The organism is Halalkalibacter urbisdiaboli (assembly GCF_002156385.1).
In the GTDB taxonomy this organism is placed as follows: Bacteria; Bacillota; Bacilli; order Bacillales; family Bacillaceae_D; genus Halalkalibacter_A; species Halalkalibacter_A urbisdiaboli.
In genome coordinates, this window is the sequence record NZ_MVJM01000002.1 from 398,874 (window position 1) to 422,172 (window position 23,299).

Sequence of the window (23,299 nt, forward strand, 5' to 3'; positions counted from 1 at the left end):
AATCTAGCTTCTTGTCTATGAAAATAAATCTTTTCAACATGTCTGTCCAATTTTATTCATAGACTTAACAGGAGACTGCTTAATCGAAAGGAGGAGCGTGATGCCTTTCAGTAATTGGAAGCCTATTTTTCGTTCGTTCATCGTTATTATGTGCTTTTTACTAACTTTAGCTAGTTGCTATCTTCTATTTACATTAGCTTATCCGTTTCTTATCGGTTTTGCACTTGCTTTTCTGATTAACCCTCTCGTTTCTTTTTTGGAGCGTTATGTTCATTTTAATCGTACATTAGCTGTTCTAGTTAGTCTACTTATGCTCATTCTTCTGATTAGCGGTTTTATGACTTTCTTAATTGCCGAAATAATTGCCGGCTCTTCCTATTTAGCATCTACAATTCCGGTTCATCTTTATTCGATGCGGGAAGGTGTTGAACAGCTTTTTTTCACAAAGATCTTTCCAATTGTTGAACAATTAATGGCCCTTTTTGCCACACTTGATCAGCAGCAACAAGAGACGGTGTTATCATCTGTTAAAGCATTTACTACGCAGTTAACAGAAACAGCAAGCCATTCTATTCAGTCCTTGTTACATTCCTTGTCACAGCTACTTATCTCTTTGCCTAACCTAGCTACGGTTTTTATTTTTTCATTGCTATCAACCTTTTTTATAAGTAAGGATTGGCATAAACTAACGAAGCTATTTAAAAAAGTGGTTCCTAATTTAATCTACCTTCGGACCCATACGATTCTCTATGATATAAAGAATGCATTTTTTGGTTATATACGGGGACAATTTCTCTTAATATCAATGACCTGTTTGATCGTATTAATTGGCTTTCTATTTTTAGATATTAAATACCCCATCACAACTGCGCTCATTATTGCGTTTGTTGATCTTATCCCTTATTTAGGAACAGGCCTTATTTTTCTGCCTTGGATTGCATATAGCTTTTTAACTGGTGATACACAGTTAGCGAGTGGCATCGCGATTTTATATTGTATCGTTCTTATACAGCGCCAAGTTTTTGAACCGAGAGTCCTGTCAGCTTCAATTGGTATCGAGCCTCTAGCTATGTTGATTTCAATATTTATCGGGTTCCAGTTATTTCAACTAGCAGGTCTTTTTATCGGTCCAGTATTGTTTATTCTAGTTCGGACCATTTATTGTACTGGTGTCTTGACCGATTTATGGGTTTACATTACAGATCAAAACAACACAAAAAACCGCTAGTATCTGGGCTAGCGGTTTAATGTCTTTTTAAAATAATAAAATTCCCACTTTTAATCATCCGATCAAATAACCTTAATAAAAATGCCTTTGCAATCGTTCTAGTTTGTGGAATAAGTAAGAAAAAGCCGAGAGCATCTGTAATAAAACCAGGTGTTAATAATACAACTCCACCTACCAAAATGCAGAGCCCATCTAATACAACCCCACTTGGTATTTCACCTCTACCTGCTTGGAGCTGTGCAAGACGCATTGTTTGCAGCCCTTCCTTTTTAGCCAACCAAGCTCCTAAAACTCCAGTTAAGAGAATTAGTGAAATCGTTGGCCATAGTCCGATTACTTGCCCAGACAAAAGTAATACCGCAATCTCTAATGCTGGGACAACAATGATAAGCAATAATAATAATCTGAACATTACTCTCTCCTCATTTACAGCGCCTGCAAATTTATCCTCTTAACTTTGTAAAAAAAGGAGAAGGTTATCCCTTCTCCTTTTAAAAATAATTATAATACACTTGCATGACCTCTGTAAATATGGCCACGTGCACTATCAACAGTTATGTCTTCGCCCTCTTTAAACTTCGTTAGAGCGCCTTCTACACCAACGATAACTGGCTTACTTAAGCTTACACCTACTACCGCTGCATGTGATGTTAATCCACCTTCTTCTGTTATAACAGCTGCCGCTGTTTCAAATGCAGGAATCATATCTTTATCCGTACTGTATGTGACTAGAATCGAATTTTCATTTACTTTTTCATTCGCTTCAGCTGCATTACGAGCAATTACAACCTGTCCTGATGCAGAGCGACGTCCAATTCCTTGCCCTTTTGCCACGACTTCGCCAATAACGTGAACCTTCATTAGGTTTGTTGTACCTGATTCGTTAACTGGAACACCAGCCGTAATAACAACTAAGTCACCTTGCTTAATATTCCCTGAGTTCACAGCCGAGTCAACTGTTGTTTGAAGCATTTCATCCGTTGTATTTCCTCTGTTTCCAAGAACAGGAGTAACGCCCCAAACAAGGTTTAATTTACGAAATGCTGCTTCTGTACTTGTAACTGCTACAATTGGAGACTGTGGGCGGTATTTTGAAACAATACGTGCTGTATAACCACTTTCAGTAGCCGTTAAAATTGAAGCTGCACTCAAATTCGAAGCTGTGTATGCTACAGATTGTCCAATTGCACTAGTAATGGACATGTTTGCTTCTTTCACTTTTCTTCTTAAAATTGCCTCGTAATTCAATGCTTCTTCCGTTCTTGTTGCAATGCTATTCATCGTTTTAACAGCTTCAATTGGGTAATCACCCGCAGCTGTTTCTCCAGACAACATAATGGCATCTGTACCGTCAAAAATTGCATTCGCTACATCACTTGCTTCAGCTCTTGTCGGGCGAGGATTGCGCTGCATAGAATCAAGCATTTGTGTTGCTGTGATAACAGGTTTCGCAACAGCATTACATTTTTTAATTAAATCCTTTTGCACAAGAGGAACTTCTTCTGCTGGGATTTCTACACCTAGATCTCCACGTGCAACCATTAATCCATCTGATACCTCAAGGATTTCATCGATATTGTCTACACCTTCTTGATTTTCAATCTTAGGGATAATATCAATATTTGTTGCATTGTGACGCTCTAATAGCTCGCGGATTTCTAAAACATCTGATGCGCGACGTACGAATGAAGCTGCGATAAAGTCTACACCTTGTTCAATACCGAATTTAATATCAGCAGCATCCTTTTCTGTAATACCAGGTAACTTAACACTTACATTTGGAACGTTAACACCTTTTTTATTTTTAAGAGTTCCACTGTTTAAGATTTTTGTTACAATCTCTTCTGAGCGAACTTCAACCACTTCTAAGCCAATGAGTCCATCATCTAAGAGAATTTTGGAACCTGGTGTTACGTCATTAACTAGACCTGGATATGTAATTGAGATTTTTTTCTCATTCCCAACTACTTCATTCATGCTAATAATTAACTCTTCGCCTGCCTTTAACTCAGCGACGCCCCCATCTAACGTTTGTGTACGGATTTCAGGACCTTTTGTATCTAAAAGAATTGCAACTGATTTTCCAGTACGCTCGGAAGCTTCTCGAATATTTTTAATCCGATTTCCATGCTCTTCAAAATCACCATGTGAGAAATTCAATCGACAAACATTCATTCCAGCTTCCATTAATTCCATTAGCATTTCAACACTTTCACTTACAGGACCAATCGTACAGACTATTTTTGTTTTTCGCATAACTGCCTCCTAATCGTTTCCCTAGTTTTCGTATTTTATCTATTTTTTGTTAAAGTTGTTATCGCTTTAATTTATGTAAAGGCAACAATGTGCTGCCCTTTAAATCGATAGCTCTTGAGAGAGCTTATACATTTCCAAGTCAATTTCATGAGGTTTTGACAATGCCTCATTAATATCATGATAGACTAATTTATTATTTTGGATTCCAACAGTTACCCCTGCTTTTCCATCTAAAAGTAGGTCAACTGCTTTTGCTCCAAGACGACTTGCCAATACACGGTCAAAGGCTGATGGAGACCCGCCACGTTGTACGTGTCCTAATACAGTTACACGAGTTTCCATATTTGTTGCTTCACTTAATTTCTTGCTGAAATCAAATCCGTTATCTGCACCTTCGGCAACAATGATAATACTATGCTTCTTTCCTCTATCCATCCCTCGCTGCAGACGGTTTACAATTTGCTCCATTTCATAACCTGCTTCTGGGATAATGATGGTTTCTGCACCGTCTGCCAACCCTGACCATAGAGCTAAATCACCCGCATGACGCCCCATAACCTCAACTATAACAGTACGTTCATGAGACGTTGCTGTATCACGAATTTTGTCAATCGCATCAATGACTGTATTTAGAGCCGTATCAAAACCGATTGTAAAATCAGTACCAGGAATATCATTATCAATTGTACCAGGAACTCCGATAGTAGGAAAACCATGCTCGGTTAATTTTTGGGCACCACGGTATGAACCGTCTCCCCCAATAACAACAAGCCCTTCAATTCCAAACTTCTTTAATTGCTCAATCCCTTTTTTCTGTCCTTCAAGCGTTTTGAACTCCTCACAGCGTGCTGTGTAAAGCATCGTTCCTCCACGGTGGATAATGTCACCAACAGATCCTAACTCCATCTTTTTAATATCTCCGGCAATCATGCCTGCATACCCGTAGTAAATACCATAAACCTCAATATCATGGTAAATAGCTTTTCTTACAACTGCACGAATGGCTGCATTCATTCCAGGTGAGTCCCCACCACTTGTTAATACACCAATTCTTTTCATTACTATACCTCCTTAAAACGTTCAAAAAATACTTATGTAGTAAAACCTCGTTTACTTTTTCACAAATCATAAAAAATAAACGGGTATTTTCAACAATTCAATGGATTATTTTGCTCTCATTTTTTTAAAATACCACTTTAGCGCTGTAAACACAATACAGTTCATCACAAAACAAAAAGTGCTTCTTATTTAAAAAGAAGCACTTTTTCCTTAATTAACAGCATTGATATCGGTTACATATGTATATTGTCCGATATTTTTATATTTTTCATACCTTTTATTAATTAACTCATCTTTCGAACGTTTTTTTAATTCATGAAGAGACATTTCTAGCACTTCGTCAATCAGCTTTGACTGTTCAGCGATATCACGATGAGCACCACCCTTAATTTCACGGATAATCTCATCAATAACGCCTAGTTCTTTTAAGTCTGGAGCTGTGATTTTCATTGTCTCTGCTGCTTTCTGCGCTAAGGAAGCATCCTTCCAAAGTAAAGCAGCTGCTCCTTCCGGCGAAATAACAGAATACGTCGAATTCTCAAGCATATGAATATGATCACCAACACCGAGTGCTAACGCTCCGCCACTTCCTCCTTCACCAATCACAATACAAACAATCGGAACCGTTAAGCCTGCCATTTCTAGAAGGTTTCTAGCGATCGCCTCACTTTGCCCTCTTTCTTCAGCAGCTTTTCCTGGATAAGCACCTTTAGTATCAATAAAACAAATTACTGGTCGATTAAACTTCTCGGCTTGCTTCATTAGTCTAAGTGCTTTTCGATACCCTTCTGGATGAGGCATTCCAAAATTCCGGTGAATGTTCTCCTTTGTGTCTTTTCCACGTTGATGTCCAATAACAGTAACCGGCATTCCTTTGTATTTTGCAATTCCACCGACGATTGCTGCGTCATCGCCGTATAAACGGTCGCCGTGCATCTCTAAGAAGTCCGTAAACAAATGCTCAATATAATCTAATGTCGTTGGACGCTCACTGTGACGCGCAATTTGAACACGCTCCCAAGGTTGGAGATTTCCGTAAATTTCCTTTTCTAGCTGCTGAAGCCGTCTCTCTAATTTCTTTATTTCGTCAGACAGATCAATTTCTTTTTCCTCTGTAAACGAACGGAGTTCACTAATTTTATTTCTTAGTTCAACAATTGGTTTTTCAAAACCTAAATCTGTCGGCATTGTTTACACCTCCTTATGACACATGATGGATGTCTAATATTTTTGTTAACGTCTCTTTCATCTCAAGGCGAGAAACCACGCGGTCGAGTTGACCATGCTTAAGTAAAAATTCAGCCGTTTGAAAATCTTCTGGTAGTTCTTGACGAATGGTTTGTTCAATAATCCGTCGTCCCGCAAAGCCAATAAGCGCCTTCGGTTCTGCGAAATTATAATCACCTAAAGAAGCAAAACTTGCGGAAACGCCACCAGTCGTAGGATGGGTCATTATAGAAATGAACAGTCCACCTTCGTGACTCAGCTTTTGCAAGGCTGCACTCGTCTTTGCCATTTGCATTAAGCTTAATACCCCCTCCTGCATACGAGCTCCCCCAGAAGCAGAAAAGAGAATAAATGGATAGCCTTTATCAATCGCCAGTTCAATTGCACGTGTAATTTTTTCACCGACAACCGAACCCATGCTTCCCATGCGGAAACGAGCATCCATAACAGCAACAACGACTGGAAAATCATTGATTGTTCCTTCCCCAGTTACGATTGCCTCATTTAACTTTGTCTTTTTCCGATCGGCTTCAAGCTTTTCTTCATATGTTGGGAAATCTAGTGGATTCTCACCGATCATTTCTTTATCGAATTCGACAAAAGTACCTTCATCAAATAAACTATTCATTCGTTCGTACGCATTCATCCGAAAATGATGTCCACATGAATCACAAACTTGTAAATTCTTTTTCAATTCTTTCGTATACATAATTGTTCGACACGATGGACATTTTGTCATTAGTCCTTCTGGCACTTCTTGCTTTGCTCGCTCTGAAGGAATTGTAGCGTATCGTTTCTTTTTCACAAAAAAATCCTTAAGCATTTCTACACCTCACTAGCTTAAGCGTCATGTTTTATAAGCTTATGTCATCTTTTTAAAAATAGTACAACCTGTTACCCTTTTAAGTAATATGAATGCCACATTCCTTTGTCTAAAACCTACTGTTTTCAAGATGTTTCCTCATTGAAGAAACTGCCGCTTCTCTTTCTTTACGTTGAATAGCATATACTATCTCCTCATGCTCACGAATCGATAGTTCCGGGCGTCCCTCCCGTTCAAGAGATTCCTTTAAAGCCACTTTATTATATTCAACAAGAGAAATCCACAAGTTTAATAAAAGCCGATTTTGTGAAGCCTCAACAATGGTTTTATGGAACATATAGTCCTCTTCAAACGGAATGTCTCCGTTTTCCCATTCATCTTTTGACTGATTAATGAGCAAAAATAGAGTTTCTAACGTAGGGATAGTGATTCTTTCACACGCTAGCCGTAACGCTTCAAGTTCAACAATTCGCCTTGTTTCCGCTAAATCCTTCCTTGCTTCATCATCTTTTAATAAAAAAGATAAAATAACATTGACAAGACGATAGGAACCTATTGGTTTAATATAGGTTCCCTCACCGCGTCTTGTCTCGATTAAATCAAGCAATTCTAATGCTCTTAAAGCTTCACGAACAGAAGAACGCCCAACCTGAAGACGGTCACTTAGTTCGCGCTCTGATGGGAGCTTATCTCCGCTCGTTAACTTATCGTCATGAACAATTTGATTAATCTCATTTATTATTTCAAGATACCTTTTTGGCTGTTCCGACATCTCGGCCTCTCCTCATGTTCGCGCCAATATCAATTACTTTCAATAATTGCAAGCTTACGCGTTTTTTCAGCAATAGCTTCAGGATCAACCTTCTTCCGGGCTACTCCTGTTTCCATTGCTGTTTTCGCTACTGCTGCTGCTACAGCTGGAGCAACTCGTGGATCAAAAGGCGCTGGAATAACATAATCAGGAGTTAATTCTGACTCCTCTACTAATTCTGCAATAGCATAAACGGCAGCTACTTTCATTTCCTCGTTAATATGTGTTGCACGAACGTCTAACGCACCGCGGAAAATCCCAGGAAATGCCAGAACATTATTCACCTGATTTGGAAAATCAGAGCGTCCTGTACCGATAACACTTGCGCCTGCTTCCTTTGCCTCCTCAGGCATAATCTCTGGAACTGGATTAGCCATTGCAAAAATAATCGGATCAGGATTCATGCTTTCAATCATCTCTTTCGTTAACGAACCAGCAACAGATACACCAACAAATACATCTGTCCCCTTAATGACATCAGCTAAGCTTCCTTCTTTTCGTTCACGATTTGTAAACGCTGCAACCTCATCCTTGACACTGTTCATACCGTATGTACGACCATCAAAGATAGCACCTTTAGAATCGCACATAATAATGTCGCCAACACCCATACGCTTCATCAGTTTAATAATTGCAATTCCAGCAGAACCTGCACCATTTGCAACAACCTTTATTTCTGACAATGCTTTTCCAGTCAGCTTTAAAGCATTAATTAAGCCAGCCATTGTAACAATAGCTGTTCCATGTTGGTCATCATGGAAGATTGGAATATTCGTTTCCTTTTTTAGACGTTCCTCGATTTCAAAGCAGCTAGGTGCTGCAATATCTTCTAGATTAACACCACCAAATGTAGGCTCTAATAATTTTACCGTTTCTACTATTTGGTCAACATCCGTCGTACGTAAGCAAATTGGAAATGCATCTACACCTGCAAAAGACTTAAAGAGAACCGCTTTTCCTTCCATAACAGGTAACGATGCTTCAGGTCCAATGTTTCCTAACCCTAAAACAGCCGTACCATTACTAACGACAGCAACCATATTCCCTTTCATCGTATATTCATAAACTGTTTCAACATCCTCAAAAATCTCTTTACATGGCTCCGCAACCCCTGGCGAGTATGCCAGACTCAAGTCTCTCGCATCTTTCACTGGTACTTTCGACTTTGATTCTAGTTTTCCTTGATTAACTCGATGAATATGTAAGGCTTCCTCTCTTGTCGTTGGCATCAACGGACACTCTCCTTTTTATCTGTTTGATCATTCAGTTGTTCATCTAGAGATTCTAGACGGTTACTTAGCCACACTGGTCAGACCACTAAAACCTCTATATTATAAACAATTGTCAGACATTCGCCAAGTACTTCTGCCGATTTTCTTATTAGCCACCTTAAAAACCTTAACCATCATTTCTATTCTTTAAGACTACATGCTCTTTTCCTAGAAGATTTTCTAACGTTTCAAGACAAGTTGATGTTGCATTCACATACCAGCTCCGCTCTAAACGAACTGTTTGCTTTTTCTCTTCATAATAAATAACAACAGGTATGTCTCCTTTGAATTCTGCTAATATTCTCTTAAGCTGCTCTAGTATTTCACTCCGGTCATACGAAGCAATGATTCGTAAAAATAGGGTTTCAGTTTGTTGATTATTTTCGATTACCTTCTCAACAGCAATAGCGTGCTCAGTAATTACTTGAATTCGTTCCCGTGATTCATCTATTTTTCCTTTGATAAAAATAAGCTTCCCCTCAAGACACACTTCATGCACACTTTTCCAAACAGTAGGAAAGATGACCAAGTCTATTTTCCCCGTCTCATCACCTATTTGGACAAAGGCCATCGGATCTCCTTTTTTTGTTTGAATTCTCCTTACTGATTGAACGAGTCCTGCAACTCGAACACCCCCTTGCTCTCTTAATGCATCACTAATCTTCTGCCTCCCGTATTCCTCTAATATCGGTGCCATTCTCTCAATTGGATGACCAGATAAATAAAATCCAAAGACCTCTTGCTCATAATCTAGTTTTTCCTGAATAGTGAATGGTTCTGCTATATCATACTCAGGTGTATCAATATCAAGTGTAAAAAGCCCTTCTGTCTCCTCCTGAAATGCTTTTACTTTCTCTGCAAAGGCAATAGCTGAATCGAGCGAAAATAATAAGGAGGAGGGTTCTACACCAAATTCATTCATTGCCCCAGCCTTAATTAAATTTTCAATGGCTCTCTTACTTACAACACGGAAGTCGATTCGAACACAAAAATCATATAAATCTTTAAAGGGTTTATCCTTTTGAAGTTGTTTTATATGTGTGATTGCTTTAAGACCAACTTGGTCAATCGAAAGGAGTCCAAATCGAATCGCTTCGTTCTCAATTGCAAAGAGTGCCCCGCTTTTTTTAATACTGGGCGGCAAAACCTTTATTCCAGCCTGTTTTATTTCAACTAAATACTGTGCCACTTTTTCTTTGTTATTCCAAACACTTGAGAGCAAGGCTGAATAAAATGCTTCAGGATAATAAACCTTCAAATAAGCTAGTTGATAGCTTATGATGCTATAAGCAACGGCATGACTTCGATTAAACCCATAGTTAGCAAAGCGTTCAATAAAGGAAAAAACAGCTTGAGCTACGGTTTCTTCATACCCTTTATTTACTGCTCCTCTAACAAATTTCTCTTTATAATTTTCTAACTCTGACTTTTTTTTCTTGCTAATTGCACGCCTTAATATATCAGATTCTGCTAATGAAAAACCTGCCAATTTTGCAGCGATTTCCATAATTTGTTCTTGATAAACAATAACACCATACGTCTTATTCAGGATTTCTTCTAAATCAGGATGTGGGTATTCAATTTGTTTTTCCCCTTTTTTGCCACTAATGTAGGCTGGAATAAAATCCATAGGACCGGGACGATATAATGCATTTACAGCAACTATATCTTCAAATTCACTTGGTGCTAGTTTTTTTAACACTCGTCTCATACCCTCAGATTCTAATTGAAACACACCCGTTGTATCGCCATTACTTAGAAGCTGGAAGGTTCTTGTATCATCTAAAGGAAGCTGTTGTAAATCAAGACTTTCTCCCTTATAACCTTTAACCATTTTAACGATTCGTTCTAAAATGGTTAAATTACGTAATCCAAGAAAATCAAACTTTAATAAGCCTAGCTGTTCTAGAACATCCATTGGCGCTTGAGTGATGGGAATCTCCCCCTGACCTGCTTGGAGGGCAACACATGTTGTTAACGGCTTGGCACTTATTACAACACCCGCAGCATGAGTGGATGCATGGCGTGGCAATCCTTCGACCTTTAGGGCTTGGTCAAATAAAGCTTTAGCAGCTGATGATTGCTTTAACAGCTTCTGGAGGTTCTCGTTTTTATCAAATGCTTTCCTCAATGTCATTCCAGGTGACGTTGGAATTTCTTTTGCAAGTTGGTCTATGATATAGGACTCTAATTCTAGAACCTTTCCAACATCACGAATCGCAGCTCTAGCAGCTAATGTCCCAAACGTAACAATTTGCGCAACATGCTTCTTTCCATAACGTTGTTGAACATAGGAGATAACCTCATCTCTTCTATGATCAGGAAAATCAATATCAATATCTGGTAGGGAAATGCGTTCAGGATTTAAAAAGCGCTCAAACAACAGTCCATAGGCAATCGGATCGACATCAGTAATCTTGAGAGCATAAGCAGCGAGAGAACCTGCTGCCGAACCTCTACCAGGCCCCGTTAAGATGTCATGCTCCCGTGCGTAGTTCATGAAATCCCAAACAATTAAGAAATAATCACTAAATCCCATTTCTTTAATAATGCGAAGCTCATAATTCAACCGCTCGGTTATTTCTGGTGTCACCTGTTCATAACGGCTTCTAATTCCATTAAAACAAAGTGACTTTAATAAATCATCTGCTGATTCTCCTTGTAAAAATGGATAGGTCGGTAACTGCGGCTGTCCAAGTCTAAGCTCAAGATGACAAATGTCAGCCAATGTAGCTGTTACCTGCAGTGGCTTTTCAAGATGTTTGAATGTTGTCTTTAGTTGCTCAGGTGAATATAAATAGTGATTCCGTTCAACAGCCGATTTATGTATTCCACTTAACGTTTCGCCTCTGCCAATTGCTTGAACAACCTTATACGTTTGGTAGTCGGACTGATCAAGAAAAGAAACAGGGTTTGAGACAACGGCCTCCACTTCAAGCTTTTTCGCTAAAAGTAAAAGTCTTTCATGATAAATTCTATCAGTACTACCATTCCCCTGAATATCAATCAACCAATTCTGTCTATCTTGGCTCCGAATCCATTCTTTACACCAGCTTAAAGCTTCGGCTAATTCATTTTTCTCTATGAATGGATGAATCGGGCCGGTTTGGTATGGAATGATTACTAAGCAATCCGTAATATGGCATAACAATTCTTCCATTTGTAATTCTGAATTTTTTTTCAGACCAATAAGTGAAGCAATGTGTAAAAGTTGCTCGTAGCCATGATTATTTTTAGCTAACAATCGGAGTGTCGCTGTTTCGTTCATCGTTTCATGGTTAACCGTAACTTCTAAGCCGAGAATCGGTTGAATTCCGTACTTTTTACAAGCTTGATAAAATGGAACAGAACCATACATCACGTGTTTATCAGTTAAAGCTAACGCCTGAAAACCTAGATCCTTTGCACGACTAACGAGTGCTTCAATTCGATTCGTCGATGATAACAAACTATATTCACTATAAACATGTGTATGAATAGGCTCCATCTCATCGTCTTCCTTTCTGTTTTCTCTTTATCTTATTATAGTATGTTCCTGTTCACATTGAAATGGAACAGCTTCTCTTAAAAAGCCTGCATATTTTCAGTCGGCAATACTATACATAGAAGAAACAAGCCCTATGTTAGAAAGGAGCAGCTCACATGACACGAGAGCTACTTGCTACATTAATTATTGATTTCTTTGTTGCATTCGGTGTCATCATTGGGGGAGCCATTGTTGGTGGTATCGGTGCATTCTTAATTGGCAAACCCCCACTTTCTGTTATAAATGATCTTGCCAATAGTTTAAAAATATGGGCCATTGTTGCAGCAATCGGTGGAACATTCGATGCCATTTCAAATATTGAACGCGGATTATTTTACGGAACACATGATGATATATTAAAAACCGTTTTCATGATCTTTGCTGCTTTATGTGGTGCTCATTCTGGCACACTCCTCATTCAATGGATTCTAGGGGAGCAATTACCATAATGAGAGTCCCACCACCACACCTACTAACAGGTTGGCAACGTTTTCTAGCAGGGATTGTGATAGGAGCGTTAATAGGTTGGTTCTTTTTTTTACTTCATTACGGACAGATTTACGGAAATCTTGTCATGAAAATGTCAGAGCAAGAGGATACCATTAAAGACCAAGAGAAGCGGATTGATGAGCTAGTAAGTGAACAAGAGATGCAAAATGAAGAAAATAAGAAGAAGCTAACCATTCAAAAAGTAGAGATTATTTTCAAAAATGAACGGAAGCTTAAATTAAACAAACTTACCGCCTATGAATTAAAGCAGCAAGCCTTAAGTGAATTGACATTTCTAGAACGAAAAGATATAGAAACGGTTTCTAAAACAAAGGATTTAATGATTCGTACGCTTGAAAATAAAGTCTTTCAAGTTGGAGAAAGTCGTTACCAATTAGACATTGAGGAAATCTACTTATTCACCACGGTACAGCTATATGTAAAGATAGTACCTGCATCAGCTTAATTTAAAGAGTCGCGTCCCCTCCTAACTTTTTTGTATAATAAAAAGAGATATCCTTTCAAAAAAGAGGAGGTATTTATGATGGACGTGACAGGCAAGGAGATGGTCATTAATCGAAAAGAAATGGCATTAAAAAAAGTTGAGAAAATAAAAGCGGGTTATACCGCATTCGCCGAGACAAAGGAAGTGGCTGAGTTTATTCGAAAACAGCTAGCAAAAGAAGGCATTAACGTTCATGAAGATGTTACCGACTTAGGCTCGTGGTTTATAGTTAAAGACTAAAAAAAGCGGCTATGTGCCGCTCTTTTTGCTATGTACCGAGCATGTCTAGTAGATAGATGTTTAGCTACTTATTTGTTAATTGCTACATACTTCAAGAAGCTTCTGGATAATGTCATCCGTCTCCTCCCAAGAATAAGCAGTGGCTCCAGCCGCCATCGGGTGTCCTCCTCCATCATGCTGTTGAGCAATTGTATTAATAATAGGTCCCTTTGAACGTAATCTTACACGTATTTTTTCCTCTTCTTCTACAAAGAACACCCACGTTTGCAATCCTTCAACATCGGAAAAGCAATTAACGAGCTGCGACGATTCATTTGACGTTACATCGAATGTCGCAAGCACATCTTTAGATAGTTTCATCACACCTACTTTTCCTTCTACTACTTCAAAATGCTGTAATACATATCCTTCAAGTCGAGTCAGCTTTAAATCCCGTTTATGTAAATTAGAATAAAATTCGTTTTGGTCAAAATCCTTTTCGACTAAAAGACTCGTTCTTTTTAAGGTCCGTGATGTGGTATTGTTGTACCGAAAACGGCCTGTATCACCGACTATTCCCGCATAAAGCAATAGGGCCGCTTCATTACTTAATGCAAACCCACGCAACTGAGCTTCTTCAAATAGAGCAACAATTAACTCACTTGTTGAACTTGCTGTTGTATCAACCCAGACGAGGTCACCATACGGTTCTTCATTTGGATGATGGTCAATTTTTATTACAAAATCACCTTGAGTGAAGCGTTTGTCACTAATACGAGCTGTATTAGCTGTATCACAAACAATCACTAATGCACCTTCATATACTGAATCCTCAATGTGATCCATCGCACCTAAAAATTGCAGAGATGGTTCCTCTTCCCCGACAGCAAAGACCTGTTTTTCTGGAAATCGGTTCTTTATTAGTTGAGCTAATCCAAGCTGGGAGCCAATTGCATCGGGATCAGGACGTTCATGGCGATGGATGATGATTGTCGCATAATCGTTAATCTTATCTAAAATTTCTCGTATCATAGATTCCCTCTTTTCCTGTTCAATCTCTGTTCAATCTCTGTTCACTAGCAATCCTACTAGACAAACGGTACAATTACGTTTATAAGTATGATTGGGAGGCTATTAAATGGATAAAATCTTTACAATTATCATTGTCTTTTCTGCCGTTTTCTTTATTTATAATAAAGTTAAGACGTGGCGCTCAGATGAGTCATTAATCAAGCGCTTATACCAAACGAAAGCTGGCTTATCGTTAGGCTTTTTACTTACCGCCTTTGCAGCAAATCTTCTTGTTATGCCAAGAGGTAAAGTTGATATTATTATTGGTATTATCTTTATTATTTTTGGAATTGCTAATGTTGTCTTTAATTTTAGAGCATACAAGCATTATGCTAATCAGTTTGATGAAAACTAAGACTTCATATTATATGTAAAGGTCCTCTACAGGCTTTGGGGTTGTTCCAAAAGGTATACTGTTGGAACAACCCCCTTTTCTTTAATCGATTAACTGTGCCATCATTAACGCTTTTGAAACTAGTTCACCGTCATGATACATTTCAACATCAATTTTCCCATGTTTCCTTCCTATTTCTAAAACACGGGGCTGTATCGTAATCATCGTATCAATTTGTACTGGTTTAATAAAATATAGCGTAATGTTTTCAACAACTAAATCGCCTCTTTTATATTTACGCAATATTCGGCTACCTACCTCTGTAACTAGCGTCGTTAACACCCCGTATGATATCGTCCCAAGTTGATTTGTCATTTGTGGAGTAACCTCACACTGGAAAGTATAGTCTTGGGAGGTCGAAACGTCAATGACACCACTTGTGACAATATCATCTAATGTTTCACCAACGTGAGGCTGTTTTTGTACCATCTGTAGCGCTTTTAAAACATCCTGTCTACTTATAACCCCAATCAAACGACGCTGCCCATCGATGACCGGTAATAATTCAATCCCTTCCCAAACCATTACATGGGCTACCGATGCGACAGACGTACGTTCACTTACAGTAATCGGGTTAGATGTCATTACTTTTTCAATTGGTGTCTGCTTTGAAGCCCCAAGGACGTCCTTCGCGGCTACCATCCCTTGAATCCTCATATTCTCATCAATAACAGGATAGCGACTATGTCCTGTTTTAGAATTTAACTCATGCCATTTTTCAACTGCATTTGACGTTGTCATATAATACGTATCTTGAAGTGGAATGAGAATATCATCCACTAATATAATTTCCTTTTTAATCAACTGGTCATAAATGGCTCGGTTGATCATGGCTGCTACTGTAAATGTATCATAGCTCGTTGATATAATTGGTAAATCCAACTCATCTGCTAAGCGGATCACATCTTCGCTAGTATCAAATCCACCGGTTATTAAAACGGCAGCTCCTGCCTCTAAGGCTAGCTTATGGCCTTGATAGCGGTTTCCAACGATTAATAAATTCCCCGATTCAACATAGCGCATCATCGCATCAAGCTTCATTGCCCCGATAACAAACCGGTTCAATGTTTTGTGTAATCCTTGGCTTCCACCTAGGACTTGTCCATCGACAATGTTAACAACTTCAGCATAGGTTAGCTTTTCGATATTTTCTTTTTTCTTTTTCTCTATACGGATCGTACCGACTCGCTCAATTGTACTAACAAGCCCTTGATTTTCAGCTTCTTTTATTGCTCGATAGGCAGTCCCCTCACTCACCTGCAATGCTTTTGCTATTTGGCGAACGGATATTTTCTCTCCAACCCCTAAATTGCCAATGTACTCTAAAATTTGCTCGTGTTTCGTTGCGATGATAACCACCCCACCTTCATTCCTTCAGCTGTACTTACTAATAGTACAGAACTGTATTAGTACTATTATAAAGCTGAAGGAATCAAGTAGCAAGGCTATCTTCCATAACTTCTTGTTTTTACTTTTTTCATATCTACTGTAACAGATGTTTCCGCATTTTGCTTTTTCTTATGTAACAGCCCATAAAGATTTCCTAGGATGACCACCACAGCAAAGGAAATCCAACTTAGTGAAAAAATTTGTGCTACCCCTCCTTCTTGTAAAGGCAATCTTTCAAAGCTATATACCAGCAACACACTAGCCATTAATAAGCTTATAAGATATCGTTGTCTCAACTATTCTCCCTCTTTCTATTCTTTGATAGTGCTAGTCTATGAGACAAGTCTAAAAAAAAGACCAAGTAAGGTTAAGGGCACTGAAAAAGGGTGTTTTTCCCTTTTTCAGTGCCCTTTATTCCCCTACTTGGTCAGTCCTCTTATAATTCAGTTATGTCACCAACATTCATGACCTTGCCTTTTTTTCCAGATAGATTTTCTACAAATTCAGTTGGGTTTTGTTCAATAACCGGAAATGTATTGTAATGAATCGGTACTACATGTTTTGCTTGTAACCACTCAGATGCGAGCGTAGCATCATCTGGTCCCATTGTAAAATTATCGCCGATTGGTAAGAAAGCGATATCAATTGAATTCCGCTCACCTATTAGTTTCATATCCGAAAATAAGGCTGTATCTCCAGCATGAAAAATCGTTTTTCCTTCTGCCGAGAATAAAATTCCTGCTGGCATGCCTGTGTAAACAATTTTCTGCTCTTCTTCAATCGTATACGATGAACCATGAAACGCTTGGGTCAACTTAACCGTCCCAAAATCAAATTCATGGGCACCACCAATATGCATCGGATGAGTCTTCACCCCTTGCCAGCCTAAGAATGTCGCCAATTCAAACGGTGCCACAACAAGTGCATCATTTCTTTTGGCAATATCGACAGTATCCCCAACATGGTCATTATGGCCATGTGTTAGTAAAATAACATCTACCTTAACATCTTCGGCTTTTAAATCAGTTAATCCATTCCCTGTAATAAAAGGGTCAATTAAAATTCGTTTTCCCTTTGTTTCAATTAAGACTACCGAATGACCATGATAACTAATTTTCATTTGTCCCATCTCCCTTTTTGAAACTTCAAAAAAACTCCTATATAGATTAGTTTTACAAAAGTCTTCTTCATCCTGCAATGAATTAGCTTTTATTGTTGCGAGACTCAAAAAACGTTTGTTTTTTGACCCCGGCCGTTTCAGATACATAAGAAGCTTCGATAACAGCAGTCGGGTCTATGCTCATGACAACCTCTTTTAATCTTGGGTACATAAATCGATTGGTGATGCAATAAATAATCAATCTCTCCTCACCAGTGAAACCACCTTGACCGTATAAATAAGTAATTTGAACATCTAGTTCCTTTATTAATTTTTCTCCTATCTGTTGAGGATGTTCAGAAATAATCATGGCAGATTTCCCTTGATTGAAGCCATCCAAAACAAAATCAATCATTTTTGTCACAATATAAAAGACGGCAATACTGAACATTGCTTTTTCAAGTGTAAAAACAAACGCAGCACCTGTTAAAATAACAGCATTAACAGCTAATAAAAACGTACTTATCGATATATGAAAACGTCGCTGGGCCCAAATGGCGAGCATTTCCGTTCCATCTACAGCACCGCCACATTTCACAACAAGGCCAATTCCAAGACCGAGCATAAGTCCACCATAAAGAACAATTAATACCTCGGACGAAGTAATGGCTTGGAAAGGAGCAAACAACGAAAGCATGACAGTTGTCACAACATTTGCATATAACGTTCGGATAATGAATCTACGCCCCATAAACTTCCCTGAGAATAAAAGTGTCGGAATATTTAACGTTAAATATACTGCCCATATCGGTAATCCCAAAAGAGAGTGCGCCATAATTGCTAGGGCCGTTACTCCACCATCAACTAATCCATTAGGAGCCAAAATTAATTGTAGCCCGGCTGCTACAATTATCGCCCCAGATGTTAACCCAAAATACTCTATTAATTTCTTCATCTCGTTCTCCTCTTACTATTATCTTTATGATCTCTATATCTAAAAAATTGCTGATTCTTTAATAATATATAGTTCTATGTCTGCTGTAAAATAAGAAAAATGGCTTACACCTTTTCATTTCAATAAAAAATGCCTTAAAGGGATATCCCCTCTAAGACACCATGTTACTCATTTATTCTTCCCAAACCCATGTATATAGCTTACTATCTCCGTTCATATAACGAATGTCTAGTCTTTCTAAATTAGGAAAGTACCTCTCCTTTAACACTTTAACCATTTGTTCTACCTCTGATCCTTCAGAGAAGTCAAGATGTTCAACCATCTTTTCCACCTTTTGTTTTGCTTCTTCACCCTTAATTACTTGATTTCCTTCAGTATATTGATAATCTGAAGGGCTATCATATTCCCACTCATACTCAATGTTATTTTCATGAACTGTGATGTGTAAAGAGAAAGCCTCCATTAATTCAGTTGGCTGTGCATGACCTGTTGCCCCTACTAAAAGAATAAAGACAATGGTTAATAAACTTATTATCCATTTTTTCATTGTAGACACCCCTTATATTTCCGACTCAATACGTCAGAACATTCTTCTTTATAATAAGGTGTAACAACATCTGGAATTTTATACATAATTATCGGTAACGATGGATTACATCGACACCTCCCGTTACTTCTACAACTGTTCCGGTCACCATATCGGCATCATCCTCACAAAGAAATAACACTGTTCTTGCGATATCTTCTCCTGTTCCTGAGCGACCAATAGGCGTCTCACCATCAGGTAACATCCTCGCTTCAGCAATTGTCGCTTCCTTCATTTCACCAAGAATGTTTCCAGGACATATCATGTTAGCTGTAATTCCATATTCCGCCTCTTCTATCGAAATGGTCTTCATTAACGAGACGAGACCAACCTTTGCTGCAGCATAGGCTGAACGATAAATCCATCCTGGAGCGCTATTTGCACCTTGAAAGCCATATGTAACAATTCGGCCAAAACGTTGCTTTCGCATATGTGGTACAACCTGTTTAAGCAGGTGATAAACAGCACTTAAATTTCCTTCAATCATTCGATACCATTCGTCTTCATCGTAGTCAAGTAACTTTTTTCGTTCAAACACATACGGACCTGCATTATTTATTAAAATATCTATTTTTCCAAATCGTTCAATCGTTCGATTAACTGCTTGTTGGATCTGTTCCTTATTTGTTACATCAGCTTTGATAAATTGTAGATTCTGAGCAAAATGAGACCACCTTTTTTCTAATTCTTGAATGTTCTTCTCATCACTGCGATACGTAACTGTAACGGAATAACCCCTTTGAAGGAAAGCTTCCACAACCTTTACGCCAAGTCCTTTCGTCCCAGCTGTTAGAAACACATGACGCATATTCCAACCTCCCTGTAACAATACTCTATATTGATCATACTACGTTTATCATAAATAGTAAAAACTTACCTTCCTTTTATTCTACAAAATATATTTCAAGGTGCGGGAGATAACCTAGAATTAGCTCAAAAATGTACAAAAAAAATCATTACATATTAGATTGTTAATATGTAATGACTTTTTTACATTTCTCGCTTTTATTATTTTTTCGTTTTTTCTCTTTGCTGATGCATTTCGTCCTGATGACGCTTTTCATTGCTCACGTTCACCGAACCGTTATGATCAACTCGCCGCTCTGCCTTCTCATTTTGACGAATCTCGCTCATAAAATAAACAGCCCCCTTCTCTTGGTTAACTTCCAAGATAGTATGGGCTGTTTAACTTATTATTATTTAAGTAATTGTTCTGCTTTTTCTAAAGCCAGTCGTACTTGGTCAAACCCAGTTCCACCCGCACTATTTCGGCGTGCAACCACCGTTTTTGGCTGAAGAACATCATAAATGTTTTCCTCAAAAAGCTCACTTGCTTCCTGATAATCAGAAAACGGTAAATCAAGGAGAAAGACTCCTTTATTAATTGCAAGAAGGACTAATTTCCCGACAACCTCATGTGCTTCTCGGAATGGCATTCCTTTCGTTGCCAAATAATCAGCTAGCTCCGTTGCGTTTGAAAAGTCTTGATGAACAGCTTTTTCCATCGTTTCCGTGTTGACTGTCATCGTATCAATCATCCCAGCAAAGATGTTTAATGAACCTTTCACCGTTTCTACTGTATCAAACATACCTTCTTTATCCTCTTGCATATCTTTATTATATGCTAAAGGTAAACCTTTTAAGATCGTTAGCATCGAGAATAAATTCCCGTAAACACGTCCAGTTTTCCCACGAATAAGCTCCGCCATATCAGGATTTTTCTTTTGCGGCATGATGCTGCTTCCTGTAGCAAACGTATCATCCATTTCAATAAATTGAAACTCCTGAGAAGACCATAAAATAAGCTCTTCACAAAGACGAGATAAATGCATCATAAGGGTTGAAGAAGCACTCATAAATTCAAGAATATAATCACGGTCACTAACTGCATCTAAGCTATTCTCATAAATCCCGTCAAAGCCAAGGAGCTCTGCTGAATACGTACGGTCGATTGGGAAAGTTGTACCAGCAAGCGCACCTGCCCCTAACGGTGAGATATTTAATCGCTTTAAGCTATCCTCATAACGACCGAAATCTCGCTCAAGCATCCAGAAATAAGCTAGCAAATGATGAGCAAATGAAACAGGCTGTGCACGCTGAAGATGAGTATAGCCTGGAATCAATGTCTCCACATGAGCAGAGGCCTGATTTACAAGTGCTTGCTGCAAGGCTTTAACTGCATCCATAATTTCCTTTGTTTCTTTGCGCAAATAAAGATGCATGTCGGTCGTCACTTGGTCATTACGACTTCTACCTGTATGTAGCTTACCGCCAACAGGGCCAATTTCATCAATCAGCATCTTCTCAAGATTTAAATGAATATCTTCATTTTGAACAGAGAAAACAAGCTCTCCTTTGCTTGCCTTGTCACGTAGAATGTTTAATCCCTTTTTGATGAGCTCTACTTCATCAGCTGGTAGAATACCACATTTTCCAAGCATCGTCACATGAGCAAGACTGCCTTCAAGATCCTCATCGACTAACTTTTGGTCAAAGCCGATCGACGCACCGAATGCGTCGACCCACTCTTCCGCTGTTTTGGTAAAGCGTCCACCCCAAAGCTTTGTCACTGTTTGACCTCCTCTTTTCCTTTATTTACTAGGCTGTGAACTTTTGTTGGAAGGCCCCAAAGTTTAATAAATCCAACCGCTGCATTATGATCAAACTCATCTTCTGTTGAGTAAGTTGCAAGCTTTTCATCGTATAATGAAAACTCAGATTTACGTCCTTCAACAATTGCATGACCTTTAAATAACTTCACACGTACAATACCTGTTACCGATACTTGGCTTTGCTTTAAGAATGCCAATAAAGACTTCTGTAATGGCGAGAACCAAAGACCGTTATAAATAAGTTCGGCTAGCTTATTACTAATCATCGGCTTGAAGTGCGATTCTTCTTTCGTTAAAGTCAAGTCTTCTAATTCCTTATGTGCCTTAATTAAGGTCATCGCACCCGGGCACTCATATACTTCACGTGACTTGATACCGACTAGACGGTTTTCTACATGGTCGATACGGCCGACACCATGCTTACCAGCTACCTCATTTAACGTTAAAATTAACTCATGTAGTTCATAAGCTTTCCCATTTAACGCAACAGGTACACCCTTTTCAAAAGCAATTTCAATATATTCAGGTTGATCTGGTGTTTTTTCGAGAGGAGCTGTCATTTCATAAGCACCTTCTGGTGGAGCTGCCCAAGGATCCTCTAACACACCACACTCATTCGCTCTCCCCCATAGGTTTGCATCAACAGAATAAGGATTATCTAAATCAACAGGAATAGGAACATTGTTTTGTTTTGCATACTCGATCTCTTCATCACGAGACCAGCCCCACTCACGTACTGGCGCTAATACTTCAAGATTCGGGTTTAAAGATTGGATAGCCACTTCAAAACGAACCTGATCATTTCCTTTACCAGTACAACCATGTGCCACAGCTGATGCCCCTGTCGCTTCAGCAATTTCAACTAATTTCTTTGAGATTAATGGTCTTGATAAAGCAGACACAAGTGGATATTTTTGTTCATATAATGTATGTGCTTGAAGAGCAGGTAAAACAAACTCTTCTGCAAATTCTTTTTTCGCATCAATTGTATGTGATTCAATAGCACCAACTTTTAATGCTTTTTCTTTAATGAAATCAAGGTCCTTTCCTTCACCAACATCAAGACCAACAGCAACGACATCGTAACCTTGATCTGTTAACCATCTAATTGCTACTGATGTATCTAGACCGCCAGAATATGCTAACACTACTTTTTGCTTACTCATTTTTGTTTCCCTCCAGTGAATATTAATACTCTTTTTATTATTTTTATACATTTTTCTGAAAAAGAAAAGAGCCTATCGTCGCTCAACCTGACATTGCATAAAACCAAAGTATTAACTTATTAATATACATACTTTATCAACGTCAGCCGATTTTGGCAAGAGGAAAAAATGAATTTCTTTGATTATTTTCATTTTCATTTCAAAGATTGTTAGATAAGATAAGGATGAGGTGATTAAGGTGCAGGTTGAATTCATCTATAATAAGCGTTTAGGCATTTCTCTCCCTCAGTTATATGTTAATTGGGAGGATCTTGATACAGATAGCCAAGCAAGAATTTTAGCAGAGTGGGAGATTATCCGTGGTCAAATCCCTGATAAAGTTAAAAAAGTTGAAGAAACGATTAATCATACATTAGCAGCTCTCACAACCGAATCAGATTTTGAACGTTCCTGTGAATTAAATTTAGAAATGGCTGAACTAGCCTCTATTATTAATGATTTATGGATTTGGTTTCGAGTTGACCCAACTGTTAGCTCTGTCCGCAATGAAAAACCTGTTCATGCATAAAAGCTTGAACAGGTTTTCTTATCCTCTGAAGGTATACGAAGAGGA

Annotated in this window: 24 protein-coding genes; 6 read left to right on the top strand and 18 right to left on the bottom strand. The window is 38.5% G+C overall.

The window, feature by feature from the left end:
• Window positions 1-100: 100 nt before the first annotated feature.
• Window positions 101-1,228: a sporulation integral membrane protein YtvI gene (gene ytvI / locus B1R93_RS09810; protein WP_088103800.1), complete on the top strand. Its 1,128-nt coding sequence runs from the start codon at window positions 101-103 to the stop codon at window positions 1,226-1,228.
• A gap of 16 nt (window positions 1,229-1,244) precedes the next feature.
• Here the strand turns inward: ytvI and B1R93_RS09815 are convergent, their stop codons facing one another.
• From B1R93_RS09815 to dnaE, 8 genes are all read right to left on the bottom strand, one after another.
• The gene (locus B1R93_RS09815) at window positions 1,245-1,640 is read right to left on the bottom strand and encodes an FxsA family protein (protein WP_088103801.1); all 396 of its coding nucleotides are present in this window, start codon (window positions 1,638-1,640) and stop codon (window positions 1,245-1,247) included.
• Window positions 1,641-1,729: 89 nt separating this feature from the next.
• Window positions 1,730-3,484, bottom strand: coding sequence for a pyruvate kinase (gene pyk, locus B1R93_RS09820; RefSeq protein WP_088103802.1), 1,755 nt, complete (start codon window positions 3,482-3,484; stop codon window positions 1,730-1,732).
• A gap of 99 nt (window positions 3,485-3,583) precedes the next feature.
• Entirely contained in the window at window positions 3,584-4,543 is a 960-nt protein-coding gene (gene pfkA, locus B1R93_RS09825) for a 6-phosphofructokinase (RefSeq protein ID WP_088103803.1), read from the bottom strand.
• 210 nt (window positions 4,544-4,753) lie between these two features.
• Window positions 4,754-5,731, bottom strand: coding sequence for an acetyl-CoA carboxylase carboxyl transferase subunit alpha (accA, locus tag B1R93_RS09830; RefSeq protein ID WP_088103804.1), 978 nt, complete (start codon window positions 5,729-5,731; stop codon window positions 4,754-4,756).
• Window positions 5,732-5,744: 13 nt separating this feature from the next.
• Window positions 5,745-6,593, bottom strand: coding sequence for an acetyl-CoA carboxylase, carboxyltransferase subunit beta (accD, locus tag B1R93_RS09835; RefSeq protein WP_088103805.1), 849 nt, complete (start codon window positions 6,591-6,593; stop codon window positions 5,745-5,747).
• A gap of 109 nt (window positions 6,594-6,702) precedes the next feature.
• A complete protein-coding gene (locus tag B1R93_RS09840; RefSeq protein ID WP_088103806.1) occupies window positions 6,703-7,365 on the bottom strand; it encodes a FadR/GntR family transcriptional regulator in 663 nt (220 codons plus the stop codon).
• A gap of 29 nt (window positions 7,366-7,394) precedes the next feature.
• A complete protein-coding gene (gene ystJ, locus B1R93_RS09845; protein WP_088103807.1) occupies window positions 7,395-8,633 on the bottom strand; it encodes an NADP-dependent malic enzyme in 1,239 nt (412 codons plus the stop codon).
• Window positions 8,634-8,802: 169 nt separating this feature from the next.
• Complete coding sequence (gene dnaE, locus B1R93_RS09850; RefSeq protein ID WP_088103808.1) at window positions 8,803-12,162, bottom strand: DNA polymerase III subunit alpha; 3,360 nt, start codon at window positions 12,160-12,162, stop codon at window positions 8,803-8,805.
• A 155-nt stretch (window positions 12,163-12,317) separates the two neighbouring features.
• Here dnaE and ytrH point away from each other — a divergent pair, with 155 nt between their 5' ends.
• The 3 genes from ytrH (at window position 12,318) to B1R93_RS09865 (ending at window position 13,435) form a co-directional block, all read left to right on the top strand.
• Window positions 12,318-12,650 (top strand): sporulation membrane protein YtrH, encoded by a 333-nt coding sequence (gene ytrH, locus B1R93_RS09855; RefSeq protein ID WP_088103809.1) that lies wholly within the window; start codon window positions 12,318-12,320, stop codon window positions 12,648-12,650.
• Window positions 12,650-13,156 (top strand): sporulation membrane protein YtrI, encoded by a 507-nt coding sequence (gene ytrI / locus B1R93_RS09860; protein WP_088103810.1) that lies wholly within the window; start codon window positions 12,650-12,652, stop codon window positions 13,154-13,156. Before ytrH ends, ytrI begins: the two co-directional genes overlap by 1 nt.
• A 78-nt stretch (window positions 13,157-13,234) precedes the next feature.
• The gene (locus B1R93_RS09865; protein WP_088103811.1) at window positions 13,235-13,435 is read left to right on the top strand and encodes a YtzJ family protein; all 201 of its coding nucleotides are present in this window, start codon (window positions 13,235-13,237) and stop codon (window positions 13,433-13,435) included.
• Between the two features lie 75 nt (window positions 13,436-13,510).
• On the opposite strand, the gene B1R93_RS09870 is transcribed toward B1R93_RS09865, so the two are convergent.
• On the bottom strand, window positions 13,511-14,446 hold the full coding sequence (locus B1R93_RS09870) for a DHH family phosphoesterase (RefSeq protein ID WP_088103812.1): 936 nt from the start codon (window positions 14,444-14,446) through the stop codon (window positions 13,511-13,513).
• Window positions 14,447-14,552: 106 nt separating this feature from the next.
• Here B1R93_RS09870 and B1R93_RS09875 point away from each other — a divergent pair, with 106 nt between their 5' ends.
• Entirely contained in the window at window positions 14,553-14,840 is a 288-nt protein-coding gene (locus tag B1R93_RS09875) for a YtpI family protein (RefSeq protein WP_088103813.1), read from the top strand.
• 81 nt (window positions 14,841-14,921) lie between these two features.
• Here B1R93_RS09875 and B1R93_RS09880 read toward each other — a convergent pair whose 3' ends face one another.
• The 9 genes from B1R93_RS09880 to B1R93_RS09915 all read right to left on the bottom strand — a co-directional run bounded on the left by B1R93_RS09880 (window position 14,922) and on the right by B1R93_RS09915 (window position 22,686).
• Complete coding sequence (locus tag B1R93_RS09880; protein ID WP_088104641.1) at window positions 14,922-16,229, bottom strand: CBS domain-containing protein; 1,308 nt, start codon at window positions 16,227-16,229, stop codon at window positions 14,922-14,924.
• Window positions 16,230-16,324: 95 nt separating this feature from the next.
• Window positions 16,325-16,564: a hypothetical protein gene (locus B1R93_RS09885; RefSeq protein WP_088103814.1), complete on the bottom strand. Its 240-nt coding sequence runs from the start codon at window positions 16,562-16,564 to the stop codon at window positions 16,325-16,327.
• Between the two features lie 140 nt (window positions 16,565-16,704).
• A complete protein-coding gene (locus B1R93_RS09890; protein WP_088103815.1) occupies window positions 16,705-17,388 on the bottom strand; it encodes a metal-dependent hydrolase in 684 nt (227 codons plus the stop codon).
• 82 nt (window positions 17,389-17,470) lie between these two features.
• Window positions 17,471-18,322: a YitT family protein gene (locus tag B1R93_RS09895; RefSeq protein ID WP_088103816.1), complete on the bottom strand. Its 852-nt coding sequence runs from the start codon at window positions 18,320-18,322 to the stop codon at window positions 17,471-17,473.
• A 172-nt stretch (window positions 18,323-18,494) separates the two neighbouring features.
• On the bottom strand, window positions 18,495-18,869 hold the full coding sequence (locus B1R93_RS09900) for a hypothetical protein (RefSeq protein WP_088103817.1): 375 nt from the start codon (window positions 18,867-18,869) through the stop codon (window positions 18,495-18,497).
• Window positions 18,870-18,957: 88 nt separating this feature from the next.
• Window positions 18,958-19,716 carry an SDR family oxidoreductase gene (locus tag B1R93_RS09905; RefSeq protein ID WP_088103818.1) on the bottom strand — a complete coding sequence of 253 codons (759 nt, stop codon included), beginning with the start codon at window positions 19,714-19,716 and terminating at the stop codon, window positions 18,958-18,960.
• Window positions 19,717-19,916: 200 nt separating this feature from the next.
• Window positions 19,917-20,042, bottom strand: coding sequence for a hypothetical protein (locus B1R93_RS23645; protein WP_280949469.1), 126 nt, complete (start codon window positions 20,040-20,042; stop codon window positions 19,917-19,919).
• A gap of 62 nt (window positions 20,043-20,104) precedes the next feature.
• Window positions 20,105-21,478, bottom strand: coding sequence for an argininosuccinate lyase (argH, locus tag B1R93_RS09910; RefSeq protein WP_088103819.1), 1,374 nt, complete (start codon window positions 21,476-21,478; stop codon window positions 20,105-20,107).
• Complete coding sequence (locus B1R93_RS09915; protein WP_088103820.1) at window positions 21,475-22,686, bottom strand: argininosuccinate synthase; 1,212 nt, start codon at window positions 22,684-22,686, stop codon at window positions 21,475-21,477. The genes argH and B1R93_RS09915 overlap by 4 nt, the downstream gene beginning before the upstream one ends.
• A 238-nt stretch (window positions 22,687-22,924) precedes the next feature.
• Between B1R93_RS09915 and B1R93_RS09920 the strand changes: the two genes are divergently transcribed.
• Complete coding sequence (locus B1R93_RS09920) at window positions 22,925-23,254, top strand: hypothetical protein (RefSeq protein ID WP_088103821.1); 330 nt, start codon at window positions 22,925-22,927, stop codon at window positions 23,252-23,254.
• Window positions 23,255-23,299: the final 45 nt, after the last annotated feature.